Source organism: Phycisphaerales bacterium (assembly GCA_016716475.1).
GTDB lineage: Bacteria > Planctomycetota > Phycisphaerae > UBA1845 > Fen-1342 > JADJWG01.
Genome location: JADJWG010000002.1, coordinates 45,666 through 69,857, shown reverse-complemented (window position 1 = coordinate 69,857; position 24,192 = coordinate 45,666). Strand labels below are relative to the sequence as shown.

Genomic DNA, 24,192 nt, shown 5'->3' with positions numbered 1-24,192 from the left:
AGCGAAAGTGTCGCCACAACCTGGCCGTCGGCGCTGCGGTCATGGTGTGGGCGATCGCCATGCTGCCGCTGCTGACGTGGGGTCTGCCGACCAATTCCCATGACGCGACGCTCTTCGGCGGCGCTCCGCCCTGGCCTGGCGAACGTTACGGCGGCACAGCGGCACTCGCGGTACTGCGGGCCAGCGCGGCCGGTGCGGATGTTGACCTCACCCCGCTCGACAAGCACGGCCACCTCGTGGACCTCGTGCCCGACGAGGCATCGCGGGCGGGCATCCTCCTGGGCTACCGGCTCTATTCGCGGCAGCCCGACGAGTTGATTATCCTCCGCGCGCTCGCCCGCATGAACCCGCGCCAACTCGATTTCGACCCGCAGCTCTACCAGTACGGCGGCGGATACCTCTATCTCGTCGGAGCCGTGCTCGGGGCCGCCGGGGCCGCGGGCTGCTTCCCGCTGTCACGCGACCTGGGGGTCTACCTGGAGAACCCGGCCGCCATCGGCGGATTCTATGTCGCCGCCCGCTTCGTCTCGCTGGCATTCGGCGCCGCCACCCTGATCGCCATCGCACGGCTGGCGCGGGCAACAGCCGGACGGCGCGCGGCTTGGCTGGCCCTGCTTGCCGGCGCCTGCAGCCCCGTGCTGCTCTCGGCCGTCTGTGAAGCCAAGCCGCATCTGCCATCCGCCTGCCTGCTGCTCTGGGCGGGATTGAGCGCGCTCGATTTTCTGCGCACACCATCCCGCGCCGTGGCCGTACGACTCGGGTTGCAATCCGGGTACGCCTTCGCACTGACCTTGACGGGCCTCGCCGGCGCGCTGTTCGTACCGGCTCTGTACCTTGCATTGCCGACCGCGCAGCGCACGCGCCTTACCCTGCGGCGTCTCGCCTTGGCGGCCGGGCTCTTTGCCGCCGTGTATGTCGTGCTCAACCCGTACCTGTTCTACAACGCCATTTTTGAGCAACAGAAGATGGTCAGCAATCTGAGCAACAGCACGGCGATGTACGAGGGGCAGGCACAGCAGTTCCAGGCCGGGCTGGAACGGGTCGTAACTCTCGTACCGCTCGGCATCGGGGTGGGAACGAGCGTGCTCGGCCTGGTCGGGTTTGCGCTGCTGCTCCGCCGTCGGACGCGCGCTACGCTGGTCAGCATCACGGCCGGGGTTGCGATTCTCACGCTCGGAGTACTCATCGGCGCGCAGAAGCCGGCCGAGTTTGCCCGCTTCCTGATCCTCCCGCTGCTGCTGCTCGCGGTGGCCGCGGGCATCGTGGTCGCCTGGGGATGGCGGCGGCACGTGGTCTGGGGCGTCTTGGGCCTGTTGTTGCTGTCGGCAAACGACTGGCCCCTGTATCTTCACGCATTCTGGCGCGACGCCGGTGTGCAGTACGAGTCTCGCACGCGCATCGCCACCCGCTTCACCCCCTTGGTCCCGGATGAGCCGATCGGCCTGCTGCAGGAACCCGCTCCCTACAGCGTGCCGCCCTTTGATTTCGCCCACGGGCGCTTCGTACTCCTTCCCGAGAATGAACCCACCGACCTCGACCCCGCCGATTTGCCGCGCTGGCTGATCTTCACGGCCGACCATGTCGACGTGCATCGGAGTGCGTGGTGGCAACGTTTCGGCTATGTGCTAATCGCAGTAGAGCCCCCCGATTGGCGCGGCGCCACCCAGCTTACCTGGGCCAACAAACGCGTCTTTGTCTACGAACGCGCGCCCTGACACCTCTGCCAGCCGCTTATCGGATCCGCACCCCCGTCTGCACCGACTGCGTCGTATGGAAAGTGCTCCCATAGCGGTCGTAGTAGGCCTGCTCGTCCACATGAATCCGCGTGTAGTAGGTCAACTCTTCGCCGCGCCAGCCAACAATGGCTGCCGGACCTTCGGCCCGCGCTGTGAACTGCTTCGCGAGCCACGCATGATCGGCCGACGGGCCGAGCACAAGATTGGCCCGCGCAGCATCCGCCCCGAAGCCACGCAGGGCCTCCGGCCGCGTGCAGCAGCCGGACAGCGCCAACAGCGCGAAGAGAGCCCCCGCGAGCCATGTGGAATGCGTTTTTCCCATCTCATGGGATGGTAGGGCGCGTCCCGACGGCAATGTCCATCTCATTCCCCGCCTGGGGGCATGGTCCAACCCCACCAATGAACTTGTGACAGCATTCGTGGACGAACGGCTGAGCGCCCCGATAACTAAAACGCAACGTGGCCGCCGGTCCAGGCGTCTTTCAGGCGCTCGGAGACCGGCACCGGCTTGCCGCTCTCGATGGCCCGGCGCTCCAGCCAGGCGAGAAAGACACTGGTGCGTGAAGCGCTCGGCGGGCAGCGCTCCGGGGATTGGCCGGTGCGCACCGCCTCGACGAAATACGCCTGCTCGTTCACGAGCGCATCTCCCGGGCAGGCCAGGGATTCCGCCGCGCCACTCCCGGTGTACAGGCGCACCTCTGCACCGCGCGCCGAAGACCAGTCCAGCGTGCCCGCGTCGCCATGCACCGTGAGCGCCATCTCAAAGGGCCACGGGGTCTGCATCGCCCAGCCACCCTCGATCGTTGCGTAGCGCCCGTCTTCAAAGCCGTAGGTGGCAACAACATGATCGATGCGTCCGCCCGGTCCGCGCAAGCCCTGGGCCGTGATCGTGGCCGGTAACCCCAGCAGATACTGTGCGTAGTCGATGTCGTGAATGTGCAAATCGAGCAGCGCCCCACCGCTCTGCAGTTCATCCATCAGCCAGTTGCCCTGCGTGTAGAGCGGCGGGCTTGCCAGGCGCCGGAAGGTGGCGTACCGAACCCGCCCGATGCGGCCCTCCTCCACCAATTGCTTGATCGTGTCGTACTGCGGCCAGAAGCGCAGGCAGTGTGCGATCATGAGCTGGCGCTGGTTGCGCTCCGCCGCTGCGATCATCAGGTTGCACTCGCCCGGCCGATAGGCCATGGGTTTCTCACACAGCACATGCTTGCCGGCATCGAGTGCATGAATGGCTGTCTCGGCATGCAGAGCCGTCGGCAGCGCGATGAGCACCGCATCGACGTGCTCGTCGCGCAGCAGCCCCTGAAGGTCACCGTACGCCGAAATCCCTTCCAGCGGTGGTGGCTCGGTCGGCGTACCCAGGTCGAGATTGCCGCTACGACCCCATTGCCCCGCCCGTCGGCCCGCGTCACGATCACAGATCGCCGTGACCGTAGCGTGCTCCTGCCGGATCAGCCGCCAGAAGTGGCTCTGTCCCATGAAGCCGAGACCGCAGATACCGAAGCGAATCTTGTCCACCGTACGTGATCCTCACTGCCACTCGATCGTGCTGGGGGGCTTGCTCGAGATGTCATACGCCACGCGGTTCACACCTGGCACTTCGTTGATGATCCGGTTGCTCACCGTCGCCAGCACCGCGTAGTCGATGTGCACCCAGTCCGCGGTCATAAAGTCCTTGGACTCGACCAGACGTACCACGATGAGATTCTGCCCTTCGTACGACCGGCCATCCCCCATTACGCCGACGCTCTCCACCGGTACGAGCACCGCAAAACCCTGCGCCACCTTGCGGTACCAACCGGCGGCCGTCAATTCCTCGAGCAGGATTTCGTCAGCGCTGCGCAGCAATTCGAGCCGCGCAGGTGTGACTTCACCCGCGATCCGCACCGCCAGCCCGGGACCGGGGAAGGGGTGGCGCCAGACCAGCGCCTCGGGCAACCCCAGCGCTTCGCCCACGAGCCGCACCTCGTCCTTGAACAGCTCGCGCAGCGGCTCGACCAGCTCGAACCCGAGTTCGTTCGGCAGGCCACCGACATTGTGGTGCAGCTTGATCGTTGCGGCGTGGCCGCTGTGGCCGTGGCCTGATTCAATCACGTCCGGGTAGATCGTGCCCTGCGCCAGGAACCGCGCCCCGGCAATCTGCTGGGCCTCGGACTTGAATACCTCGATGAACTCGTGACCGATGATGCGCCGCTTTTCCTGGGGATCGAGTACCCCGCGCAGCCGCGACAGGAAGCGGTCGGCGGCGTCTGCGATCCGCAGCTCCATGCCGAAGTGGTCACGGAAGGTCAGTGCCACGAGTTCCGCCTCACGCCGACGACAGAGGCCATTGTCGACGAAGACGTTGACCAGCCGATCTCCGATCGCCCGGTACACCAGGGCTGCCGTGACGCTGCTGTCCACGCCGCCCGAAAGTCCACAAATCACCCGGTCCGCGTCTCCGACCTGCGCACGAATCCGCGCAACGGTCGCCTCGATCATGTTCTCGACGCGCCAGTCACCGCGACAACCACAGATCTCGTAGACGAAATTGCGGATAATCTGCTCACCGAGAGGCGTGTGCGTCACTTCCGGATGGAATTGCACGCCAAACACCGGGCGGGTCCGATGCACCACCGCGGCGACCGGGCAATTGCGTGTCGCAGCGAGGGCCTCGAAGTCGTCGGACACGGCCGTTACCACGTCGCCGTGGCTCATCCACACGGAAATGTCCGCGGGCAGATGGGCCAGCACACCCGCGGCCTTGCGAACTTCGACGCGCACACGCCCATACTCACGCGCCTGCGACGCACGTACGTCGCCCCCGAGAATCTGGCAAGCGAGCTGCATCCCGTAGCAGATCCCCAGGATCGGGACACCCAGCTCAAAGATGGCAGGGTCACATCGTGGTGCCCCCGCGGCATAGACGCTCGCCGGGCCGCCCGAAAGGATGATGCCCTTGACGCCCCGGGCACGCAGCTCTGCCGCCGGCGTCTGTGGCGCTCGCAACTCGCTGTAGACGTGCGACTCTCGCACGCGTCGCGCAATCAATTGCGAATACTGACTGCCGAAATCAAGAATCGCGATTGTCTCGCGCTGCATCGTGCCTGACCTTTCCCGGACACGCCTGTGACCACGCCGGCCCCGGGACCGGATACCGCGGGCAAGCTTGTGTCCGCACTACGACTGCGCCGCCGGACCCTCGACCGTCACACGGGCGCTGCTCGGAGCCGGACCGCCCAGCACTGTCGCGCCGGAGCGCGGCATGTTCGTCTGTGTCGTAGTCATCGGTACACGGTGACCCGTGCGGCTACCCGTCGGCACATCAAACACGGCCCAGAGTGCCGCCACCGGCACAGCCAACCAGACCAGGTGCGTCACCGGTCCCAGAGCCGTTACGAGCAGCCCGCACGTCACAAGCAGCAGCACACCACCCAGCAGGTGCCGCGGCAGGACACGGTTGCCGAAGAAGATGGCGAACGTCGCCCACAGTGCGAGCAACCCGCCCGCCAGCTTGAGAATTCTCCGCGCGAGCGTCGCGCGCTCGGGGTGGTCATGCCCCCAGAGTGCCCACACGCCCGGGACCGGGTGCACAACCCCCTGCGCCGGCAACCAGGTTGCTTCGAGCAGCGTGCGTGTCTGCACGCGCAGGCGCTCCAGCGGGGGCAACTCCGCCACCTGTTCGCGATACCAACCCGATAATGCTACCCGCACCTCGGGGGCCATCCGCAGGTCGCGGAATCGGACCTGCGGCTCGACGCTGCTGCCGAGATGAATGTTCGCGAAGCGCGTGGCGCGTTCGAGTTGCACCTCATCTCCCTGCAATAGCAGTTTCCACCCCCACCGCGTCCAGGCCTTTGAATCCGGGCTTTCAAAGTCGGCGAGTGGCTCGATGAGAATTGCACCCTGGTCCACCATCTGCGCACTGAAACCGGGCACTTCACCGGCAATCCGCAAGGCGCCGTCCTCGCGCGGTGGAGCGCCGGCCACCAGGTAGAGCAATGCGGCCACGACCCCCGCCACGGCCCCGCCCAAGCCCACGATGGCACCCAACCCCTGGAGGCCACGTCGCAGCGCCAGCGCCAGGAAGAGCGGTAAAGTCAGCCACAACCACGGCCATGCCACGCCCGCCAGGACGATCAGGGCCGTAGCCAGCAGTCCGCCCAAGGCGGGTACGAAAGCGAGTGCCAGGGCCCAGGTCAGCAGCACCGCTCCCAACATCACATCGTGATGCCCGAGACACTCCAGCGTTCCGGGGAACACGCTGACCAGTGCCGCGAGCGTCCAGCCCGCCGCACCGCCTTGCAGTCGCAGCCCCAGCGTGGCAATTCCGAGCACCAGCAGCACATACAACCCATACCCTACCAGGCGCGGTGCCGTGAGATCGCCGGCGGTGATCCAGTCGCCATCCTTCCAGTTTTCATAGTTTCCCCAGGTCAGCGGCATGAGCGTGCCCGTATCCGCATCGGGCACCGAGACCGGGAGGGCCCGTAGCACGGCAGCATGCGCGAGGTATAGCAGCGGTGTACGGCTATCGTGCCCGGCCACAAAGCCGTGCGGCAGGTACCCGGTGGCGTTGAAGTAAAGGCCCCCGATCACGCCGTCTTGGGCGGCCGAGCTCAACGGAGCCGTTTTCAACTGGTAACCAGCCAGGGCGACGGCCACCAGAAGCAGGGCTGCCCGCGCCCCGGGTGAGATCAGGCCCGGATGCTCGATGGGGCGATTGCCTACGAGCAAACCAAAACCGCGCAGCAACCAATACACGGCTGCCAGTGTCAGACCGGCGTATGCCCACCATTCCCAAGTATGGCCCCGCCAGCCCACACCCATCTGTGTGCTGTCTCGCAAGGCAAGCAGGATGCACACCCCGGCCAGCACCAGGGCGTCGACATTTCGCCACCGCGTGGCCGGGTTGAGGCGCACAGTGAGCACCAGGACCAGTGCTGCCCCAAGCCAGCAGAGCGTGGGCCAGTCCAGCGTCGGTCCGAACGGCAGCGGCGGCCGCGAAGTGTTCGCGACGCGCTCATGAGGACCGGCGACCATCAGGGCTTCAGTCGCCGGTGTCGTGGTGGGCTCCGTGATTTCGTCCGCCCAGACCGGCCCCGCCATCACGAGGCAGCTCACCAGGACGCCCATCTGCCGCCAAAGCACACTACGCATCATTCCTCACCCACTCTCTATGACCCCCAACCGGCCTTATACCCGCAGCACGGCTGGAAGACGCGGCGGCATCCTACCACGGACCGGGAGTCCACCAAAGGTGGCGCATGCCGAACCCTTCCACCCTGCTGCGCACGGCGCTACACTGTCCGCTTGGACGGATTCCGCTCCGTCCTCCCAAGATTTCAGCCAGCCGAGGAATCCATGTCAGCTACCGATTTCGGCCCCTTCGAGCTCCTCCGTCGCCTCACCGAAACACCGGGTGTCTCCGGGCGCGAAGAGCGTGTTCGTGATCTCGTTCTCGATCTCACGCGTGACTTCTGGGATGAGACTCGCATCGACAGCATGGGCAACCTGATCTGCCTGAAGCGGGCCGCACGCCCGGTGAAGGGCGCCGGCGGTGCCCGGGGGCGTACGAAGGCGGCCGGCAACGCGGAGGCCCGGCCGCCGCGAGTCATGCTCGCGTGCCACATGGACGAAATTGGCTTCTATGTGCGCTATATCGACGACAGCGGGTTCCTACGGCTTCAGAATGTGGGCGGATTCGACACGCGCAACCTCTTCGCGCGGCGGGTCGTCGTCCACGGGCGCCAGGACCTGCCCGGTGTGCTGAACCCCGTCGGTAAGCCGATCCACATCGCCACCGACGAGGAACGCAAGAAGGTGCCGCAAATCGGCGAGTTTTGCGTGGATCTCTTCCTGCCCAAGAGCACCGTGGTCAAGCACGTCGAGATCGGTGACCCCGTGACGCTGGAACAGCGCGCGGCCCTGATCGGGCCGGGGATCTCCGCCAAGGCCCTCGACAACCGCATCTCGCTCTGGGTGGCGATCAATGCGATTCGCCGTGCTTTCGGCCACGACTACCTCATGCCACCCGACTGCCCGCTCGCGGCGCCGACCCGGGGAGCGCGCAAGGCCACCGCCACGGGGCGCGCCGGCAAAGGGACCGGCTCGCCCTACGACATCTATTTTGTGGCCTGTGTACAGGAAGAAGTGGGCCTGCGAGGTGCCACAACGGCGGCTTACGGCATCGATCCAGACATCGGCATCGCAATCGACACTACACTCGCCTGCGACACCCCCGGGGTCAGCAAGGACGATGCCGTCACCGAGTTCGGCAAGGGTGTGGCCATAAAGCTGATGGATGGATCAAGCATCAGTCACCGGGGCCTGTTCGATGAATTCGTCACCCTCGCGGCGCGCCACAAGATCCCCTTCCAGCGCGAGATTCTCCCGCGTGGCGGCACCGATGCGGGCGCGGTCCAACGCACCCGCGCCGGCACGCGCGCAATCACCCTGAGTGTACCGACACGCTATATCCACACCGTGACGGAGACCATTCACCGCGACGATGCGTTCGCCGCCGTAAACCTGCTCGCCGCCTGGCTGGAGAACTGAGTAATCCCCGACATGCCGCGGGTGCGGGCTGCGGCTCGCACCCGCACACCCGATAGGCACTTCTTCAGAACTGGAAGGCCTCATCCCCGAGTCCGGGGTTCAACTCCACGCGCGAAAAGACATAGCTCCCGAGCAGCTCACGTTGCTCCGTGTCGGCATAAGAATACACGGCCACCGGCAGCAGCCACTCCTGGTCGAGATGCAGCACCAGGCGCGCATCAGGGTAAGCACCCCCCGGACCCTCGTAGGGCAATTCGCGGTAGATCTGGAAGGTCGGCCGGCCGTCGATGGTGCCGGGGCCACCGTACCAGATCTTCAACACGCCGCGCTCCTCCGCCAGCGAGTTGATCTGCTCCATTAATTCGAACGAGGCCCGGAATCCGCATTCGTCTATCGTCCGCCGACTGGCCTTCCGCGCCTCAGGTCCGTGGATGGGCAGAAAGACATCGGTCGTGATCAACCGCACCAGCGCGCCGTTCGGCTCCACCCGCGCCAACTGCTGCCCATCCTTATCGATGTATTCCGGAGCACGTGTGTGCAATGCCCGGCGCGCGCCGTCCGCGTTCTCCCGCCAGAGCATGTACACCGCGTAGGGCTGCTCGCGGTAACGCAGCTCGATTTCCTGCAACGGCGTGAGCTTGCGGCCGAGGCGCTCCTGCTTGACCAGCACACACCGGTACTCACGCACGTTCTCGGTGTACCACTGTCGCCCCAAACGCGCCAAAGCCCGCGGGTCACTCTGCGCCAGGGCCTCACGCTCCGCGATGGGCGGAAGCTCCAGGCGGGCGACCCGCCGCGCCTCTGCCGGCTCGGCGGACTCTTTCCCGGCGGCCGTACTTTCAGCCACAATCTTGACCGCAGGCACTCCGGTAGCGGTGGGCTGTGCCAGATCCGTCACTAGCGACCACACCAGCCACGCAACCGGGGGTAACAGTAAAAAAGCGGCCACCCCAATCTGGACCGCACCCCGACGATGGTTTTTCACCATGAGGATTTCCTGCCGCGGAAGTCAGCCCCACTCTCGTATCAGGCGCCGCCACCGAATGGGTTCACGGTGGGATGAATGGGCATAGACTGCACCAAGTTCCATTCGTCAGGTCGTACTGCGAACCAGCATGGGCCGTTCGCCGCCAGGGGCCGGGTGCCTTCCGTCTTGGGTGCGTAGCATACCCAAGGGCCCCCGACCACGCAAGACGCATCTCCGCAATGACTTATGCGCGCAGCACTCGCGTAGGCCCACCAAGTTCGCTACGCTCGTACCATATGCCCACCACGCAACGATTTGACCTGGTTGGCCGACCTCCCGAGGCCTGGTGGCCACACCTTGCCGCCGCGGCGGCATTGCTACGGAACGGCGGCCTGGTCGCGTTCCCTACGGAAACCGTGTACGGGCTGGGGGCATCGGCGCTCTCGGCACAGGCAGTTGCGGGCATCTTTGCAGCCAAGGGACGGCCGGCTGACAATCCTCTGATTGTCCACGTCGCCAACGTCGCTGACGCACAAGCGCTGGCGGCAGAGTGGCCACCCCTGGCCGAGCGTGCAGCAGCGGAATTCTGGCCGGGCCCGCTCACGCTGGTCGTACGCCGTGCGGCTCAGATACCCAACATTGTCGTCGCGGGGGGTTCGACGGTGGCGGTGCGCGTTCCGGCCCATCCCATCGCCGCGACCTTACTGCACACCGCCGGGATCCCGATCGCCGCCCCCAGCGCCAATCGTTCCACCCGGCTGTCACCAACCACAGCGGTGCATGTACTCGACCAGTTGGCCGGCCGGATTGATGCCGTGGTCGATGGCGGTCCGACAACCGGCGGCATCGAGTCGACCGTACTCGATGTGACGACGACACCCGCGCGCATCCTGCGGCCGGGATTACTTGACGCGCTGACCCTGGAGGCGGCGCTGAAGACTACGATCGTGGAGGCCCCGTCGGCAGCAGTCAGCACCGGGACCGAAACCGAGATGGCGCGCTCCCCTGGACAGCGACACCGCCACTATGCGCCGCGCGCCGAAGTGAAACTGCTTGCGCCGGGTGCATCCCAGCCCTTCGTGGCGTTGCAGGCCGCGAACCTGCGAGTCGGTTGGCTGCAGTGGGATGTTACGGCACACACCGTTGAAACCGCGGGCGAGCGGCTCGTCACAATCATCATGCCTCCGTCACCGGTTGAGTATGCGCGGCGCCTGTATGCGGCGCTGCACGAACTCGATGCCGCAGGGTGTGATGTCATTGTGGTCGACCGGCCACCAGATAGCACTGCCTGGCGCGCGATTCACGACCGGCTGCAGCGCGCCGCTGCCCCTCCGGAGATGGGGCGGCTGGACGATTGACGTTCGGACACTCGGGGGCTAAAGCCCGGCACGCTCGGCTCCAAAGCGGACAAAGTACGCCGCGGCTCCAAGTGTGAGCAGACCGCTCCACACACATAACACCCGCGCTTCGTAGCGCGTATACCGTGCGGCCGCATGGAGAATGAGCACCGGCAGGATCGCATAGCGATGGTCCGCCAGGAAGTGGGGCGCCACGAATAGCAGAACGAAGATCCAGGCCGGGAGGAGTTGTGCGGCATGGCGAATCTGCTGCGCGAACCGCACCAGGGGTACCATCGCTGCCAGAAGTACCATGATCACCGCGGCACGCGCCACAGGTATGCGCAGCAGGGTTTCGGCGAAGGCATCATGCAGGTAGTTCGGGTTGGAATTCCAGTGGTGTGGATTGCGGTACACGAGGAAAAGCGTGATACCCCCGGCCAACAGCATACCGCACACGCTCGCGCGTCGCAGCGCCGGCCCATACACCGTACGCCAGTTCCGGAACAGGTCCGGCAGCCAGAGCGGCACCCACACCAGGGCCGCGATGAATCCGCACAGGAAGAGTGTCGCCGGATTCAGGCCGGCGCGGTTGTTGGGATTCGGCAGCATTACCCAGCCCACGTTCAGCAGCAGGATGAGGCCCGCGACGATGACCGCCACGCCGTACGCCGACAAAACCCTCCCGCGCCGAAGCAACCGCCGTGCAGGCGGCGCAGTCGCCGGGTAGGCATTGAGCCACGACCACACCGCAAAGAGCACGAGCCAGACCACGTTGGACTGCCGCACCAGCACGCTGAGCACCAGCACGGCCGCGGTGAGTCCCGGCCGGCGCAACGTATGCAGCCAGACGGCGATCGCGAGCAGGAGCCAGCTAAGCGGCTCCGTGTACACCAGCGCGAACAGCCAGAAGCCGGCCGGGTTGAGGACCTGAAGCAACACCGTCGCATCCGGATCCTCATCCCCGCGACGGCAAGCGGCCGCGTAAAGGCAACAGGCACCCAAGCCCACGAAGAACACATTGACGCCGCGCAGCGCAGCCCAATCGCCGCCCAGTCGCACAATCCCCGCCGCCAGGAGGTGGTACCCGGGCAGCATCGGCAATTCACGGACAGGCGCAAAGTCTCCCGTGGCGAGCGCCAATACCGCCGGGGTGTGAATCACCTCGTCTACGACCGGCTGCGGCTTGGTCCACGCCAGAACACCCCACCAGAGCAGCAGCACGGCCCAAGCTACCGGGATTCCCCAACCCACTTGACGCCCTCCGGTTCCCAACCGCGCTCGGGGGCCAAGGGCTACCAAGTTATGCGTCCCCTCCGCCGAATAGTGCGGTCAAGTGTGGGCATGACACCGCGCCGCAAGCGGTGTCTTGGACCCTGTGACCAGAATTGGCACATGACGTTCGCGCTCATGTCGAAGTGCTGGCTTCGCCGAGTCCGCCGCCGTCACGCCGCCACGACGGCGGTGTGCAGCGTGCAGTATACTTCTCTTATGTGGCCGTCCCGCGTCCAACATCCCGCATTGCTCATTCTCGCACTGATCGTCGCGTTGCACTCGGGGATCACGCCGCTGGCGGCCCGATCGCCGGTTCCGACGACCACGGCAGCGCTCCGGGCCGCGACCGTTCCACCGGCCACCGCGCCCGCACTGGCGACCCAGCCGACCACCGCCCCCGCGCCGGCCACCGCCCCCAGTGCCGCCCCGCTCGCCCCGGACTCCGCCGCCCGCCGGGGAGCGCCCGATGTCGCCGGAGTCCTCGCACTGTTCGGGATGACTTGCCTTTTGGCCAGTATCGCTGTCGCGGTGGTGCTCGGTGTGCTGTTCGCGCTGGTACGGCGGGTGAATCGATAGGTCCATGCTGGGGCGCCCCTACACACGGGGCTCCACATCATGCGACCCACTCTCCCAGCGCTCCATTGTCCCTATCGTCCATTACTACTTTGTGAGTCTTTCCGCGATCACCTGCTGGGCTGCCGTAACGCCGGCGCCAAGGTCGAACCGATGCCCCAGCTTGAGCAGGACCTGCTCCAGGGCTGCGACCGCCAGCACCGTGTCCATTTCGTCCACGTAGCCCATGTGCCCGATTCGGAAGATCTTGCCCTTGAGCTGGTCCTGTCCGCCGGCCGACTCGATGCCATAGCGCTGTTCGAGTTCTTCCCGCAGCGCCTTGACTTTGATGCCCTCCGGCGGGCACAGCGCCGTCACCGAGTCCGAGGGTGATTGGGAGAACACTTTCAGGCCAATGGCTTCACCGGCCGCCCGCGTGGCCGCCGCCATTGCCGCGACGCGCCTCCAGACCTGCTCCATGCCCTCGTCGAGCAGCAGGTCCAGGGCGACCACCAGCCCGCGGACCAGCAGATGCGCCGGTGTGAATGGCGTATCGTGCTCTTTCGCAGCTTTGCGCGCCTTGTTCAGGTTCAGGTAATACGCGGGTTGCGATTTGTGGGACTCGATCACTTTGCACGCCCGCGCGCTGAGGGCCAGGAAGCCGAGCCCCGGCGGCAGCATCAGCGCCTTCTGGGCCCCCGTGATCACCACATCCACGCCCCACTTGTCGGGTTTGAGCGGCAGCGCGCCGGCCGAAGTGATGCAGTCCGCGATCAGAAGCTTGTCAGCCGCCCGACAGACCTTCGCGATGGCCTCGAGATCGCACACCGTCGCGGTGGAAGTTTCACTGTGTACGACCATCACACTCGTAATCGCGGGGTCTTTCCTGAGTAGTTCGGCGACCTCCTCGGCCGTCGGTGCCGTGCCCCATTCCACCTCATAGCGCGTGACCTCGAGGCCATACTGCTGGGCAATTTCACCCCAGCGCTGCCCGAACTTCCCCGCCTCGATCGTCAGCAGTTTCGACCCCGGCGGGTTACAGCCGATGATGGCCGCCTCGGCCGTCGCCGTGCCGGACCCGGTCAGGATCAGAACTTCATGTTCGGTCTGGAGCACTTTCTGGAGCTTCTTCGTCGCGTCTTCCATCAGCCCCTTGAACCAGTCCGTCCGGTGATGATGGAACGGGCGGGCCATCTCGATCAGCACTTCCTCGGGTACGGCACACGGACCGGGGGTGAACAGGCGGATCTTCTTCATCGCGACTACCTCACGGGTCAAAACCACCGGACACCGCCGGCGGCGTGATGTCTGAAAGCGGACACTTAGGTAGTGTAAAGCGGCCGTGGCACAGCGCGAAGTCACCTACCGGCGCCGGTAGACAAAGCGGCGGCAGCGCGTACGATGCTCACGGCGTTCGTAAGGCATCCTGCTCCGCGGTCCCCGTGGCCGAGGGGTCGCTATGAAGCCCGTCGTCATTGTGCCGCCTGCCCCACAGCGCTGGCCTGCGCTGGAGGACCTCTTTCATAACGAGAATCGTGCCTTCCTGGACGATCTGCGGATCCGCGTGGCAGAGGGCGTGCCCGGCGCGCATGACGCGTTTGCCATCGCACCCGAGGATGCCCACCATCTCGGCGGCTGCTTCGGCATCGGCCGGTGCGGCGACGTTGGCATTGTTCGCCCGGCGCTGGTGCGACCCGAGCGCCGTCGGCGGGGCCTCGCGCGGCAGTTATTCGAAGCCGTGGCGGCGTGGTTCGAAATGACCGGCGGGCGCTGGCTGTACCTGTTCGCGACGGCCGAGTTGGACGAGGCGGTCTACGGGCGTTTCCACTTCCAGCCGCTGCATCGGGCCTTCTGGCAGCCGCACGCGCGGCTCGCGATGTTGCGGTGTTTCGGCCATGCCGCGCCAACCCCCTATGACGGGTCGCCCGCCGGTCCGCCCGCAGTGCGTCCACTGACGCGCGCGGATGCGCCGGCGATGATCGCGCTGCTGCAGCACCGGATGGGTCCCGATCCCCGGGTGCCGCTGGAAGAATCCGCGGTGGCCGCCGAAGTGTTCGTGCTCGATCTACTCGCACACCAGGATCGCGGGGCCGGCCTGTTGCTGGGTGAGTGGTTTGGCGGACGATTGTTCGCGTTCGGCAGCGCGGGGCTCGATCGCACGGGCGCCCGCACATACGCACTGCTCGTGCCGCACGACTACGTGGGTGAGCTGCTGCGTCCCGCACTCGAACAGGCCACCCGGGAGCGGGGTTACGAACAGGTGGATTTCCCCATGGAAAAGCTGGCCGACTGGCACCACGGTGCCTGGCAAGCCACCCCCCCGCCCGCCGTAACCGACCACCGGCCCCCGCCCATGCCACCGGCCCCCGCCGAAGACTGACGCGAGCCGCCCCCTGCTCGGCAATCTACACCGCCTGACCGTCCTCCGGCTCGGGTTGTTCCTCGACCGCAGGGACCTCCTCGGCCGGGGTGGGTTCGGGAGTGTCTGCCGGGGCCTCGCGTGCGAAAAGGGTCGAACCGATGACGCGCGCATCGTGGTCGTACCAGAGCAGTTGTCGGCTGACGAAGCCGTCGCTTTCCATAATGGTCCACGGGGGCGTCACCGCAGCGCTCACCGGCACGAACAGCCAATTCGCCGTGAAGCGGGCATAGTTGTACACCGCCGCGAAGGGATCCTCCCAGCCGCCGCGCCACACGTTGTGGTAGTGGGTCTCATCCGTGCGCCCGTGCCCCTTGTCCACAAAGGGGTCCTCGAAGTAGAGCGGCCAATGCCGAACCCCGCCGTCCTGTGGCGCGATCGTCTTGGCCGCCCATTCACGCTGCCGCACGGACGCCGGCTGATACCGAGCCCGCATCTCGATTTCAGTCGGGGATTGCCAGGCAGCGGTGACCGCCGGACCGTCTTCATGAAAATGATTCATCGTATTCGCGCAGCCGGCCACGATCAGCACCGGCCCCGCACACAGCGTTACACGCATCCAGGTTGCCACTCGGTGCATTGTCATCTCCGCTTCCATCCATGCCCGCCCAAGTTGCGCACCCCAGTAACCGGAGTGCCTGATCCTATTCTTCAGCCGCGTGGTCGATTGCGTAATTGCTCGGCTCTTTCGTAATCACAATATCGTGCGGATGCGATTCGATCACGCCGGCGTGCGTGACGCGCACAAAACGCGCATCCCGACGCAGTTCCGCGATGTTCGCGACACCGCAATAGCCCATGCCCTGGCGCAGGCCGCCGACGAGCTGGAGCACGTACTCACTCAGGTGCCCGCGATAGGGTACGCGACCCTCAACGCCCTCCGGCACCATCTTCTGCGGCTGGTCGGCTGCCTGGCCGTAGCGCTCGGCGCTGCCGCGCACCATAGCGCCCAGCGAACCCATGCCCCGATATTCCTTGAAACGCCGTCCTTTCCAGAGCACGAGCTGCCCAGGGGACTCGTCCAGCCCCGCGAAGAGCGAGCCGAGCATCACGCTGGAAGCGCCGGCAGCGAGCGCCTTCGCAATGTCACCGCTATAGCGAATGCCACCGTCGGCAATGACCGGCACATCCACGGCCTCGGCACACTGCATGATCGCCGTAACCTGGGGGATGCCCGCACCCGCGACCACCCGCGTCGTACAGATCGCCCCGGGTCCGATGCCCACCTTCACCGCGTCCGCCCCGGCGTCGGCCAGATCACGCGCGCCTTCCGCTGTTGCGACGTTGCCCGCGATGATCTCGATGCGGTGCTCGCGTCGGAGCGTGCGGACGGTTTCGAGGACCGCGTCGCTGTGGCCGTGGGCCGTATCCACCACGAGCACATCCACATCTGCCGCGAGCAATTGCGTGGCGCGCTCATAGTCATGCACACCAATGGCCGCCCCGACCCGCAGTCGCCCGCGGGCATCCGAACAACGCTGCGGGAACTCGCGGGCACGCTCGATATCCCGCATGGTGATCAAGCCGGCCAGCCGGTTCTGGGCGTTCACCAGCAACAGCTTCTCGACCTTGTGCTGCTTCAGGATCGCCTCAGCTTCGTCCAGGGTCGTGTGCGGCGGGGCCTTGACGAGGTTGTCGCTGGTCATCACGTCGGCAATGCGCTTCTCGTACGACTCGAGAAACTTCATGTCCCGGCGCGTCAGGATCCCCACCAGCGTGCCATCCGCGCGCGTGACAGGAATCCCGCTGACGTTGTGCAGCCGCATGATCTCCTGGGCGCGGGCCACGGAGTCTTCCGGGCGCAACGTCACCGGGTCCAGGATCACACCGCTCTCGGAACGCTTGACCTTGTGAACCTCGCGCGTCTGCTCCTCGATCGAGAGGTTGCGATGGATGATCCCGATCCCACCTTCCTGCGCGAGCGCAATCGCGAGGATGCTTTCGGTGACGGTATCCATCGGTGCGCTGACAAGCGGAATGTTGATCCGGATATTGCGGGTGAGCTGCGTGCTGACGTCCAGGTCGCGCGGGTGCCTGGTCGCCCGGCGCGGAACCAGCAGCACATCGTCGTAGGTGAGGGCCTGCCCGATGACCTTCGGAATGTGCGTTTCGTCCACCATGGATGAAGCATAATCGGCCCCCCGACGGCGTCAAGGGAGCGGTCGAACCGACAAGCGGCGCACCCGTGTACAGGCGTCAGTCCACTCCGTCCGATTCCATGAGAACGGCCGCCAGCATCGTGCGCAGGTTGAAGAGCACGTGTACAACCACGCACGGCCAGAGGGCTGCATAACGCACGCGCAGGTAGCCGAGCACCAGCCCCATCGTGACCAGCGGCAGTTTGTCCTGTGGCTGAGCATGCACCACACCGAAGACCACCGCCGACGCCACGATCGCGGGCCAATGTCGCCCCAGAACACGCCGGAAGGCATCGAGGACGACCCCCCGAAAGAACAATTCTTCCACCAGCGGTGCAACCAGCACCGCCGCAAGGATGAGCTGCGCACGCCCCCAGGCGCCCCAGGCGCTCTGCCGCAACGCCTCCAGCACCATGTGTTCGGGCAGAGGTGCATCCGGATGCAGCCAATGCCAGACCGCTCGGCCGAGTTGCAACTGGGCACTCATCAGCGGAAGCAGCGCTAAAAAGGCACCGAAACTGATCAGCCCAACCCGTATCGCACCAGATCGCGGTACGGTCCCGTCCGCGGTCGCTGGTCGCAGGAGCCACAGCATGATGCCGCAGGCCACCAGCTTGCCTGCCAGGTCTGCCGACTGCAGCCAGTGCCAACGCGCTGCCCCCGGCCGCAGGGCACCTTCAGACATCTCCGGCGGGCCGAGGATCGCCTCGATCGCGTGTTGCAGCAACAGCACCACACCCGCGTAGACCACGAACGTGAGCAGCACGCCGAAAAAATCCGCTTGCGTGTGTAGTGGCGGCGCCATGTGCAGGGGCTCCCGCCAGCGTCCGCTCTGCAGCAGGTGCACAGCGGCTCCAAGAGCCAGCGCCGCTCCCAGGCCGACACCCGTCGCATCCAGCCACCAGACAATTTCCGGCATGCACGACTCCGCACCACACGCTGCGGAAGTTTACCCGCGATCGGCACTGGCAGGGTGGTGCGTGCTGTTCGTCTGCAGAGGTCTCAAACTTCTGGACGATCCCTGCTATCTTGCACCCGATGACCCGTACGCCGCTCGAAACGCCCCCGGCACCAACGGCCGCACTGGGCCCCATTCTGCATGTGGCCGAGCGCCGGACAGCGGCTGCCTTCATGCCACTCATTGCCGAGACACTGCGGGGGCTGGCTCGGCAAGGAGTACACTCCACGCTGCTGACCAACGACGAAGAATTGATCCTGCGCCTGGGCGATGCTGCGGTCGGGGCGCACCTCGTCCGCGACCTCAGCGGCTGGCGCGCCTGGCCGCTCTGGCGTTATCTGCGCCGACAGGTGCTACCACAGCCGTCTGTGGTACATCTCTGGGGCACGACGGGGCTGGGGTGGATCCGGCAATGGACACAAACCGCGCGACTTCCACTGATCGTGCATGCCCTGAATCGGCGTCATCACCGACGCCTGGAATCGCTGCGGGCTGGTCCGCATGAATGGCGGATCAGCTCTGTGCGGAGTGGTGAGGTCGGAGAAGTCGTGCCGGGGGGTGTCCGCGATCTGCCGGCCGCCTTCGTGCCCCTGAGCGCGCCGGCGGCGCGTCCTGAGAGCGCCATCTGCAGCGTACTGGCGGTGACATCATTTGCGCAATACACCGGCTGCGCGGCTCTGCTGGAGGCCGTAGCCCAGTTCGCCCCCGGTGGCGAGCGGGTTCAGGTGGCCCTCCTGGGCGCCGGCCCAGGCATCGAACCCGTGTGGCAGAAGTTGCGCGAGCTGAACTTGGGGGCGTGCGTCTCACTGCTCGACACACCGCAGCTCTGGGACCGTGTACTCCCGGAAGTCGACATTGTCGTGGTTCCAGCGGAGGAGCAGGAGTATGCGCTCGTGGCGCTCAGTGCGATGGGGCACGCCAAGCCGGTGATCGCCGCGCGCCAGCAGCGCGGCCCCTGGTTCCACGAAGATCGCACCTGCTGGATGTTTACGCCCGGCTCAGCCACGGAACTGGCCTACCTGCTCGCCCGCGTGCTGGAGAAACCGGCACAGGCGGCCGAACTCGCGGCTTCGGCTCGGGAGTACGCCCGCGCACACCACCCCCTCGCGGTACTCTTGCAGCGCCTGGGGGAACTGTACACCGAGGTGGCGCAATCCAGCCGTAACGGGTAATCTGGAGAGGATGATTCCAAGTTTGACCAATGCCCCGCCCGCCACGCCAGCCCCTACCCGGGCCCAGTACGCTATGAACTTGTTGACCCCCGGAGCGGGCCTGCTCCTGATCGGCGCTTGGGGCCATGGCCTGCTGTTCGGTGCCGTATTCTGGGTATTCTCTCTCCTGTCCGTCCTCTGGATCGCGGTCATCCCGTACGAGCCGCCACCCTGGGCAGTCTATATCGTTGTCGTTCTGACAATCGCGGTCTACGTCGCCGCACAGTTCAAACTGGCGCAAACCGTGCGCGAGCAGGCCGCTGCCGCCCACGCCGCCATGCGACGGGCTGCCCTGATCACTGCGCGGCGTGCCATGGCTTCCGGTGACCCGCAGACCGCCCTGCGGGCGCTCGAGCCACTGCAATGCCACTTGGCAACGGACCTGCTCGTCGCGGTACGCGCCGCCGAGGCACTGGCAGCCGCCGGCGACCACGCCCAGGCGCGAACGGTGTGGGAGTTGGTCCTGCGCACCGATCGCCATGGGCTCTACCGCGCGACGGCTCACCGGGCGCTCGTGGCCCTGGCCGGGGCGGAGCCGCACTCCGGTCCCCGACAGTCCTGAACCCCTACGGCAGCCCTGGTTCACAGCCCCCGCGTACCGCGCTGGTTTCCGCACTTCACGAAGTGCGCACGCCTCCATGCGCGGTGCCGGCCGGTCGATAGCCAGTACAGGCGCTTCGCGGCCTGCCTTGCTGGCCCCCTGCGCGCGGCATAGAATCGCCCGGTAACATGCGAGTTGCGTAGCCGGTAAAGGGCTGCGCCCTGCCCGACGACGCAAACGCAGCCGTGATGGAGACTTGAAGCTCATGTTCGAACGTTTTACGGACCGTGCGCGCAAGGTCATGGCCCTGGCCAACCAGGAAGCCCAGCGCTTCAACCACGAGTACATCGGGACGGAACACATCCTGCTCGGGCTCGTGAAAGAGGGTTCCGGGGTCGGCGCCAACGTGCTCAAGAACCTCAGCGTCGACCTGCGCAAGGTTCGACTCGAGGTGGAGAAGCTCGTCCGTAGCGGACCCGAGATGGTCACCATGGGGCGGCTGCCACAGACCCCGCGGGCCAAGCGCGTCATCGAGTACGCGATCGAAGAGGCCCGCAATCTGAATCACAACTACGTCGGCACCGAGCACCTGCTGCTCGGGCTCTTGCGCGAGCAGGACGGCGTCGCCGCCCAGGTTCTGATGAACCTCGGACTGAAACTCGACGACGTGCGCGAGGAAGTCCTCAACCTCCTCGGCGCCGGCATGGAATCGGAAGAATCCTCGGCCGTTGCGCCGCCGGGCGAGGCCCCGACCAAGAAGGGCGGCCGCAGCCGCACCCCCGCGCTCGACTCCTTCGGCCGCGATCTGACGGAACTCGCACGCGAGGGCAAACTCGATCCGGTGATCGGACGGGCAAACGAAATCGAGCGTGTGATCACCGTGCTCTGCCGCCGGATGAAAAACAATCCGGTCCTGCTCGGGGAAGCGGGCGTCGGCAAGACCGCGATCGTGGAGGGCCTTGCGCAGAAGATCATCACCCACCAGGTGCCGGAGATCCTGCACGAGCGCCGCATTGTCATTCTCGACCTCGCCATGATGGTCGCCGGCACGAAGTATCGCGGCCAGTTCGAAGAGCGCATCAAGGCGGTCATGAACGAGGTGCGGCGGGCGCGCAATGTCATCCTATTCATCGACGAACTGCACACGCTGGTCGGTGCCGGCGGCGCCGAGGGTGCCATTGACGCATCCAACGTGCTTAAGCCGGCCCTTTCGCGTGGCGAGATCCAGTGCATCGGCGCGACCACGTTTGACGAATACCGCAAGTACATCGAGAAGGATGCCGCCCTCGCGCGCCGCTTCCAGTCGATCCACGTCGATGAACCGTCCATGGAGCACGCCCTCGAGATCCTGAAGGGGCTGCGCGATCGGTACGAGGCCCACCACCGCGTGCAAATCACCGATGATGCCCTGCGTGCCGCGACGGAGCTTTCCCACCGCTACATCACCGGCCGCGTCCTGCCCGACAAGGCCATCGATGTCATCGACGAAGCCGGCGCCCGCGTGCGTATCAAGAGTATGACCATCCCGCCGGACATGGCGGAGCTCGAGCGCGAGATCGAGCGTCTGGCCGCGGAGAAGGACGAGGCCGTCCGCAATGCGGACTACGAGCGGGCCGCCGAGCTCCGCGATAAGAGCGAGTCTCTCCGCATGAAGCGGGAGAACATCCAGCGCGAGTGGAAGGACAACGCCCAGGAGGCCGAGGGCATTGTCGACGAGATCGTTGTCGGCGAAGTCGTCAGCAAGATGACCGGCATTCCGCTCACCCGGCTGGAAAAGGAGGAGGCCGCGCGGCTGCTCGAACTCGAGAACGAGCTGCACAAGCGCGTTATCAGCCAGCACGAAGCCATCAGCGCGATTGCCCGCAGCGTCCGCCGCAGCCGCAGTGGCCTGAAGGACCCCAACCGGCCGATGGGTTCGTTCATTTTCCTCGGCCCCTCCGGTGTCGGGAAGACGCTCCTCGCCAAGACGCTGGCCGACTTCATGTTCGGCGACGAAGACGCGATGATCACGATCGACATGTCGGAGTACATGGAGAAGCACAACGTCAGCCGCCTGATCGGCGCTCCGCCGGGCTACGTCGGCTACGAAGAGGGCGGGCAGCTCACCGAGCGCATCCGCCGCCGGCCCTACGCGGTCGTCCTGCTCGACGAGATCGAGAAGGCCCACCCCGACGTCTTCAACATGTTGCTCCAGATCATGGAAGAAGGCCGGTTGACGGATTCGTTCGGCCGCCACGTCGACTTCCGCAACGTCATCCTCATCATGACCAGCAACATCGGCGCCGACCGCATCATGAGCCAGGATCCGTTCGGGTTCATGAAGCGCGACGAGGACATCAACTACCAGAAGATGAAGGACATGCTGGTCAGCGAGCTCGAGCGCAACTTCCGGCCGGAATTCATCAACCGCCTGGACGAAGTGGTGGTGTTCCACAAGCTCACCCATGCCGATCTGCTGCAAATTGTCGATCTCGAGGTTGCCAAGGTCAGCAAGCGGCTGAAGGAGCGCGGCCTGACGCTCGAGATCACCCCCGCCGCGAAGGAATTCCTCGTCGAAAAAGGTACGGATGAGAAGTTCGGCGCTCGGCCATTGCGTCGCTCGATCTCCTCGATGGTCGAGGATCCGCTCAGCGAAGACATCTTGCGCAACAAGTTTGCCGGCAAGACCCTGATCCGGGTCGAGGTCGTCGGTGAGGAAGGCAGCGACGAGCGCAAAATTGAGTTTACGGGTGTTGGCCCGGAAGATACCGGCCCCGCCGCCGTGTCGGCCGCGAGTGCCGAGTCGACGTAGATCGCGCTGACTCGCGCGGCCAGGCCGCTGCCCCGCAAGTTCGCTGGGTGCCCGCGCAGCTTGACCCGCTGCGTGGGCACCACGCGTTTGCGATTGCCCCCCAAACGTCCTTGACACCCACCGTGTACGATTTATGATTGCATCATTAGATTGAACACTAAATCATCTTCCAACCCAAGAGGTTCATGATGCCAGCAGCCGAAACTGGCTCTGCCACGCACACACTGTTGGACGAACTTAAAGCCCAAACGTCCGCCCAGCACGCGGCGATCGAACGCGGGCCCTTCGCTCTTGCATTGATGCAGGGGGGCCTCACACACGCCGGCTGTGTGGCTTGGCTACAGCAACGCTACCTGCTACACGTGCGATTGGAAGCACTGCTGGATAAGCTGGCCCTTAGCCGCCCAGAGTGGCAGCCGCTCCTCACGCCGGAGCATCGCCTGGCTCCCGCCGCCCTTGCCGCACTGCAAGCGTTCGGCACCACCGCCAACGCGGAGGCCACGCCCGAAACGACGGCCTGCCTGGCCGAGTGGTCACGTTGGGCCGAGTCCGTGCCCGAGCGCCTGCTGGGTGCCCATTACGTGTTCGAGGGCAGCAAGAACGGTGGGCGCTTCGTACTGCGAGCGCTGGAACGCAGGGCGCACGAATGGGCTGCGGGCGCTAGCGCGTACCTTGATCCGCATGGCGAAGAACAGCGGCAACTCTGGCAGCAATTCCGCACTACCCTCGAATCTGCCGCGCCTGCTGACGTGCATCAGAGGGCCGCAGTCGTAACCGGTGCCCAAGCGTCGTTCGACCTGATTGGACGCGTGGACGATGGGGTCCTCAAGGCGGTGCCGGGCGCAGTTGCAGCGCCCCCTCATGCTTCGTGCTGAGCTCCCTTTCCGGCAACCTCACCAGCGCCAGGCAGATTTCAAAAATGAGAATTCAGTGTTTTCGATTTGATTATCTTTTGCACATGTGATACATTTCCAGCGTTGACTCGGACGTGTTCGCCGCCGCTCGCCATCCCGTTCAAGGCCGGTTGCATTGCGGCGACATGGTAATAAACTGGGTCGCGATGGTCGTTCGGAGCCGCGACCAGGATCGGAACGGCATGAGGCACATCGCGCTGCCAACGCAGCCCGTAACACACCAGCAAACGGCCTCGGGCGGTCGATCAGCCGCGCGTTCGCAGCGTTGGTCCCGGGTGGGGTTGTGGTCAGTGCTTTGGCTGGCCCACGCGCCTTCGTGGCTCGGGGCACTCTGGATTGTGCTGGGTGATGCCGACCCCCTGCATGTGCTCCGCCTGCTGATACTGACTCTTTCCCAGGTCTTCTTTGTTCTCAAGGCGTGCGATGCTCCGTGGCTGCGACTCTCACCTCGTCGCGGTGCCTGGCTCGCGGCGGTGACGATCGTGGTTCTGCTGCACAGCGATGTGCTGCGGCGCTATTTTTCTGCTCAGACCGGCGCTGCGTCTGATTATGCCGCCCTGATCAAGAGTAGCGGCGTGGCCGGCGTGCTGGCCTTGCTTCGCCGCAATGTAGTTCAGAATCGGCGGTCTCCTGCGCGTCGCCACGGGGATGCAACCCAGCCGCACCGAGCGGCGCGCTATCCCGCAATGGCCGAAGTCTGGCCCCTGCACCTGACTCTCCTCGTCCGAACCTGTAGACTCGATCGCGCCCCTCCGGCGGTCTGCCCCGCGGCGTGTTGACGCCCGGGAAACTCCTGCCTGGACCGCAACCCGTGAA

20 protein-coding genes are annotated in these 24,192 nt (G+C 65.6%); 10 read left to right on the top strand and 10 right to left on the bottom strand.

The window, feature by feature from the left end; all coding sequences use genetic code 11:
* The first annotated feature begins 41 nt into the window (after positions 1 to 41).
* The gene (locus IPM18_07835; GenBank protein MBK9119498.1) at positions 42 to 1,715 is read left to right on the top strand and encodes a hypothetical protein; all 1,674 of its coding nucleotides are present in this window, start codon (positions 42 to 44) and stop codon (positions 1,713 to 1,715) included.
* 16 nt (positions 1,716 to 1,731) lie between these two features.
* Here IPM18_07835 and IPM18_07830 read toward each other — a convergent pair whose 3' ends face one another.
* From IPM18_07830 to IPM18_07815, 4 genes are all read right to left on the bottom strand, one after another.
* Positions 1,732 to 2,058, bottom strand: a complete 327-nt coding sequence (locus tag IPM18_07830) for a hypothetical protein (protein ID MBK9119497.1) — start codon at positions 2,056 to 2,058, stop codon at positions 1,732 to 1,734.
* A gap of 125 nt (positions 2,059 to 2,183) precedes the next feature.
* Complete coding sequence (locus IPM18_07825; GenBank protein MBK9119496.1) at positions 2,184 to 3,254, bottom strand: Gfo/Idh/MocA family oxidoreductase; 1,071 nt, start codon at positions 3,252 to 3,254, stop codon at positions 2,184 to 2,186.
* A 12-nt stretch (positions 3,255 to 3,266) separates the two neighbouring features.
* The gene (gene guaA, locus IPM18_07820; protein MBK9119495.1) at positions 3,267 to 4,817 is read right to left on the bottom strand and encodes a glutamine-hydrolyzing GMP synthase; all 1,551 of its coding nucleotides are present in this window, start codon (positions 4,815 to 4,817) and stop codon (positions 3,267 to 3,269) included.
* 78 nt (positions 4,818 to 4,895) lie between these two features.
* Entirely contained in the window at positions 4,896 to 6,878 is a 1,983-nt protein-coding gene (locus IPM18_07815; protein MBK9119494.1) for a hypothetical protein, read from the bottom strand.
* A 201-nt stretch (positions 6,879 to 7,079) separates the two neighbouring features.
* Between IPM18_07815 and IPM18_07810 the strand changes: the two genes are divergently transcribed.
* A complete protein-coding gene (locus tag IPM18_07810; GenBank protein MBK9119493.1) occupies positions 7,080 to 8,273 on the top strand; it encodes a M42 family metallopeptidase in 1,194 nt (397 codons plus the stop codon).
* Positions 8,274 to 8,337: 64 nt separating this feature from the next.
* Here IPM18_07810 and IPM18_07805 read toward each other — a convergent pair whose 3' ends face one another.
* Positions 8,338 to 9,261: a DUF1571 domain-containing protein gene (locus IPM18_07805; protein ID MBK9119492.1), complete on the bottom strand. Its 924-nt coding sequence runs from the start codon at positions 9,259 to 9,261 to the stop codon at positions 8,338 to 8,340.
* Between the two features lie 275 nt (positions 9,262 to 9,536).
* On the opposite strand from IPM18_07805, the gene IPM18_07800 reads away from it, so the two are divergent.
* Positions 9,537 to 10,598, top strand: a complete 1,062-nt coding sequence (locus IPM18_07800) for a threonylcarbamoyl-AMP synthase (GenBank protein ID MBK9119491.1) — start codon at positions 9,537 to 9,539, stop codon at positions 10,596 to 10,598.
* A gap of 18 nt (positions 10,599 to 10,616) precedes the next feature.
* Here the strand turns inward: IPM18_07800 and IPM18_07795 are convergent, their stop codons facing one another.
* A complete protein-coding gene (locus IPM18_07795) occupies positions 10,617 to 11,831 on the bottom strand; it encodes a hypothetical protein (GenBank protein ID MBK9119490.1) in 1,215 nt (404 codons plus the stop codon).
* Between the two features lie 237 nt (positions 11,832 to 12,068).
* Here IPM18_07795 and IPM18_07790 point away from each other — a divergent pair, with 237 nt between their 5' ends.
* The gene (locus IPM18_07790; protein ID MBK9119489.1) at positions 12,069 to 12,428 is read left to right on the top strand and encodes a hypothetical protein; all 360 of its coding nucleotides are present in this window, start codon (positions 12,069 to 12,071) and stop codon (positions 12,426 to 12,428) included.
* Between the two features lie 84 nt (positions 12,429 to 12,512).
* Here IPM18_07790 and IPM18_07785 read toward each other — a convergent pair whose 3' ends face one another.
* The gene (locus IPM18_07785) at positions 12,513 to 13,661 is read right to left on the bottom strand and encodes an alanine--glyoxylate aminotransferase family protein (protein ID MBK9119488.1); all 1,149 of its coding nucleotides are present in this window, start codon (positions 13,659 to 13,661) and stop codon (positions 12,513 to 12,515) included.
* Positions 13,662 to 13,863: 202 nt separating this feature from the next.
* Between IPM18_07785 and IPM18_07780 the strand changes: the two genes are divergently transcribed.
* Positions 13,864 to 14,784, top strand: a complete 921-nt coding sequence (locus IPM18_07780; GenBank protein MBK9119487.1) for a GNAT family N-acetyltransferase — start codon at positions 13,864 to 13,866, stop codon at positions 14,782 to 14,784.
* 25 nt (positions 14,785 to 14,809) lie between these two features.
* Here IPM18_07780 and IPM18_07775 read toward each other — a convergent pair whose 3' ends face one another.
* The 3 genes from IPM18_07775 to IPM18_07765 form a co-directional block, all read right to left on the bottom strand.
* Positions 14,810 to 15,409: a hypothetical protein gene (locus tag IPM18_07775; protein MBK9119486.1), complete on the bottom strand. Its 600-nt coding sequence runs from the start codon at positions 15,407 to 15,409 to the stop codon at positions 14,810 to 14,812.
* Positions 15,410 to 15,467: 58 nt separating this feature from the next.
* Positions 15,468 to 16,943 carry an IMP dehydrogenase gene (gene guaB / locus IPM18_07770; protein ID MBK9119485.1) on the bottom strand — a complete coding sequence of 492 codons (1,476 nt, stop codon included), beginning with the start codon at positions 16,941 to 16,943 and terminating at the stop codon, positions 15,468 to 15,470.
* Positions 16,944 to 17,019: 76 nt separating this feature from the next.
* The gene (locus tag IPM18_07765; GenBank protein MBK9119484.1) at positions 17,020 to 17,880 is read right to left on the bottom strand and encodes a CPBP family intramembrane metalloprotease; all 861 of its coding nucleotides are present in this window, start codon (positions 17,878 to 17,880) and stop codon (positions 17,020 to 17,022) included.
* 119 nt (positions 17,881 to 17,999) lie between these two features.
* Here IPM18_07765 and IPM18_07760 point away from each other — a divergent pair, with 119 nt between their 5' ends.
* The 5 genes from IPM18_07760 to IPM18_07740 all read left to right on the top strand — a co-directional run bounded on the left by IPM18_07760 (position 18,000) and on the right by IPM18_07740 (position 24,155).
* Positions 18,000 to 19,091, top strand: coding sequence for a glycosyltransferase (locus IPM18_07760; GenBank protein MBK9119483.1), 1,092 nt, complete (start codon positions 18,000 to 18,002; stop codon positions 19,089 to 19,091).
* A gap of 73 nt (positions 19,092 to 19,164) precedes the next feature.
* A complete protein-coding gene (locus tag IPM18_07755) occupies positions 19,165 to 19,692 on the top strand; it encodes a hypothetical protein (protein ID MBK9119482.1) in 528 nt (175 codons plus the stop codon).
* Between the two features lie 244 nt (positions 19,693 to 19,936).
* Positions 19,937 to 22,462 carry an ATP-dependent Clp protease ATP-binding subunit gene (locus IPM18_07750; protein MBK9119481.1) on the top strand — a complete coding sequence of 842 codons (2,526 nt, stop codon included), beginning with the start codon at positions 19,937 to 19,939 and terminating at the stop codon, positions 22,460 to 22,462.
* Between the two features lie 185 nt (positions 22,463 to 22,647).
* Positions 22,648 to 23,337, top strand: a complete 690-nt coding sequence (locus IPM18_07745) for a biliverdin-producing heme oxygenase (protein ID MBK9119480.1) — start codon at positions 22,648 to 22,650, stop codon at positions 23,335 to 23,337.
* A gap of 221 nt (positions 23,338 to 23,558) precedes the next feature.
* The gene (locus tag IPM18_07740) at positions 23,559 to 24,155 is read left to right on the top strand and encodes a hypothetical protein (protein MBK9119479.1); all 597 of its coding nucleotides are present in this window, start codon (positions 23,559 to 23,561) and stop codon (positions 24,153 to 24,155) included.
* Positions 24,156 to 24,192 lie beyond the last annotated feature (37 nt).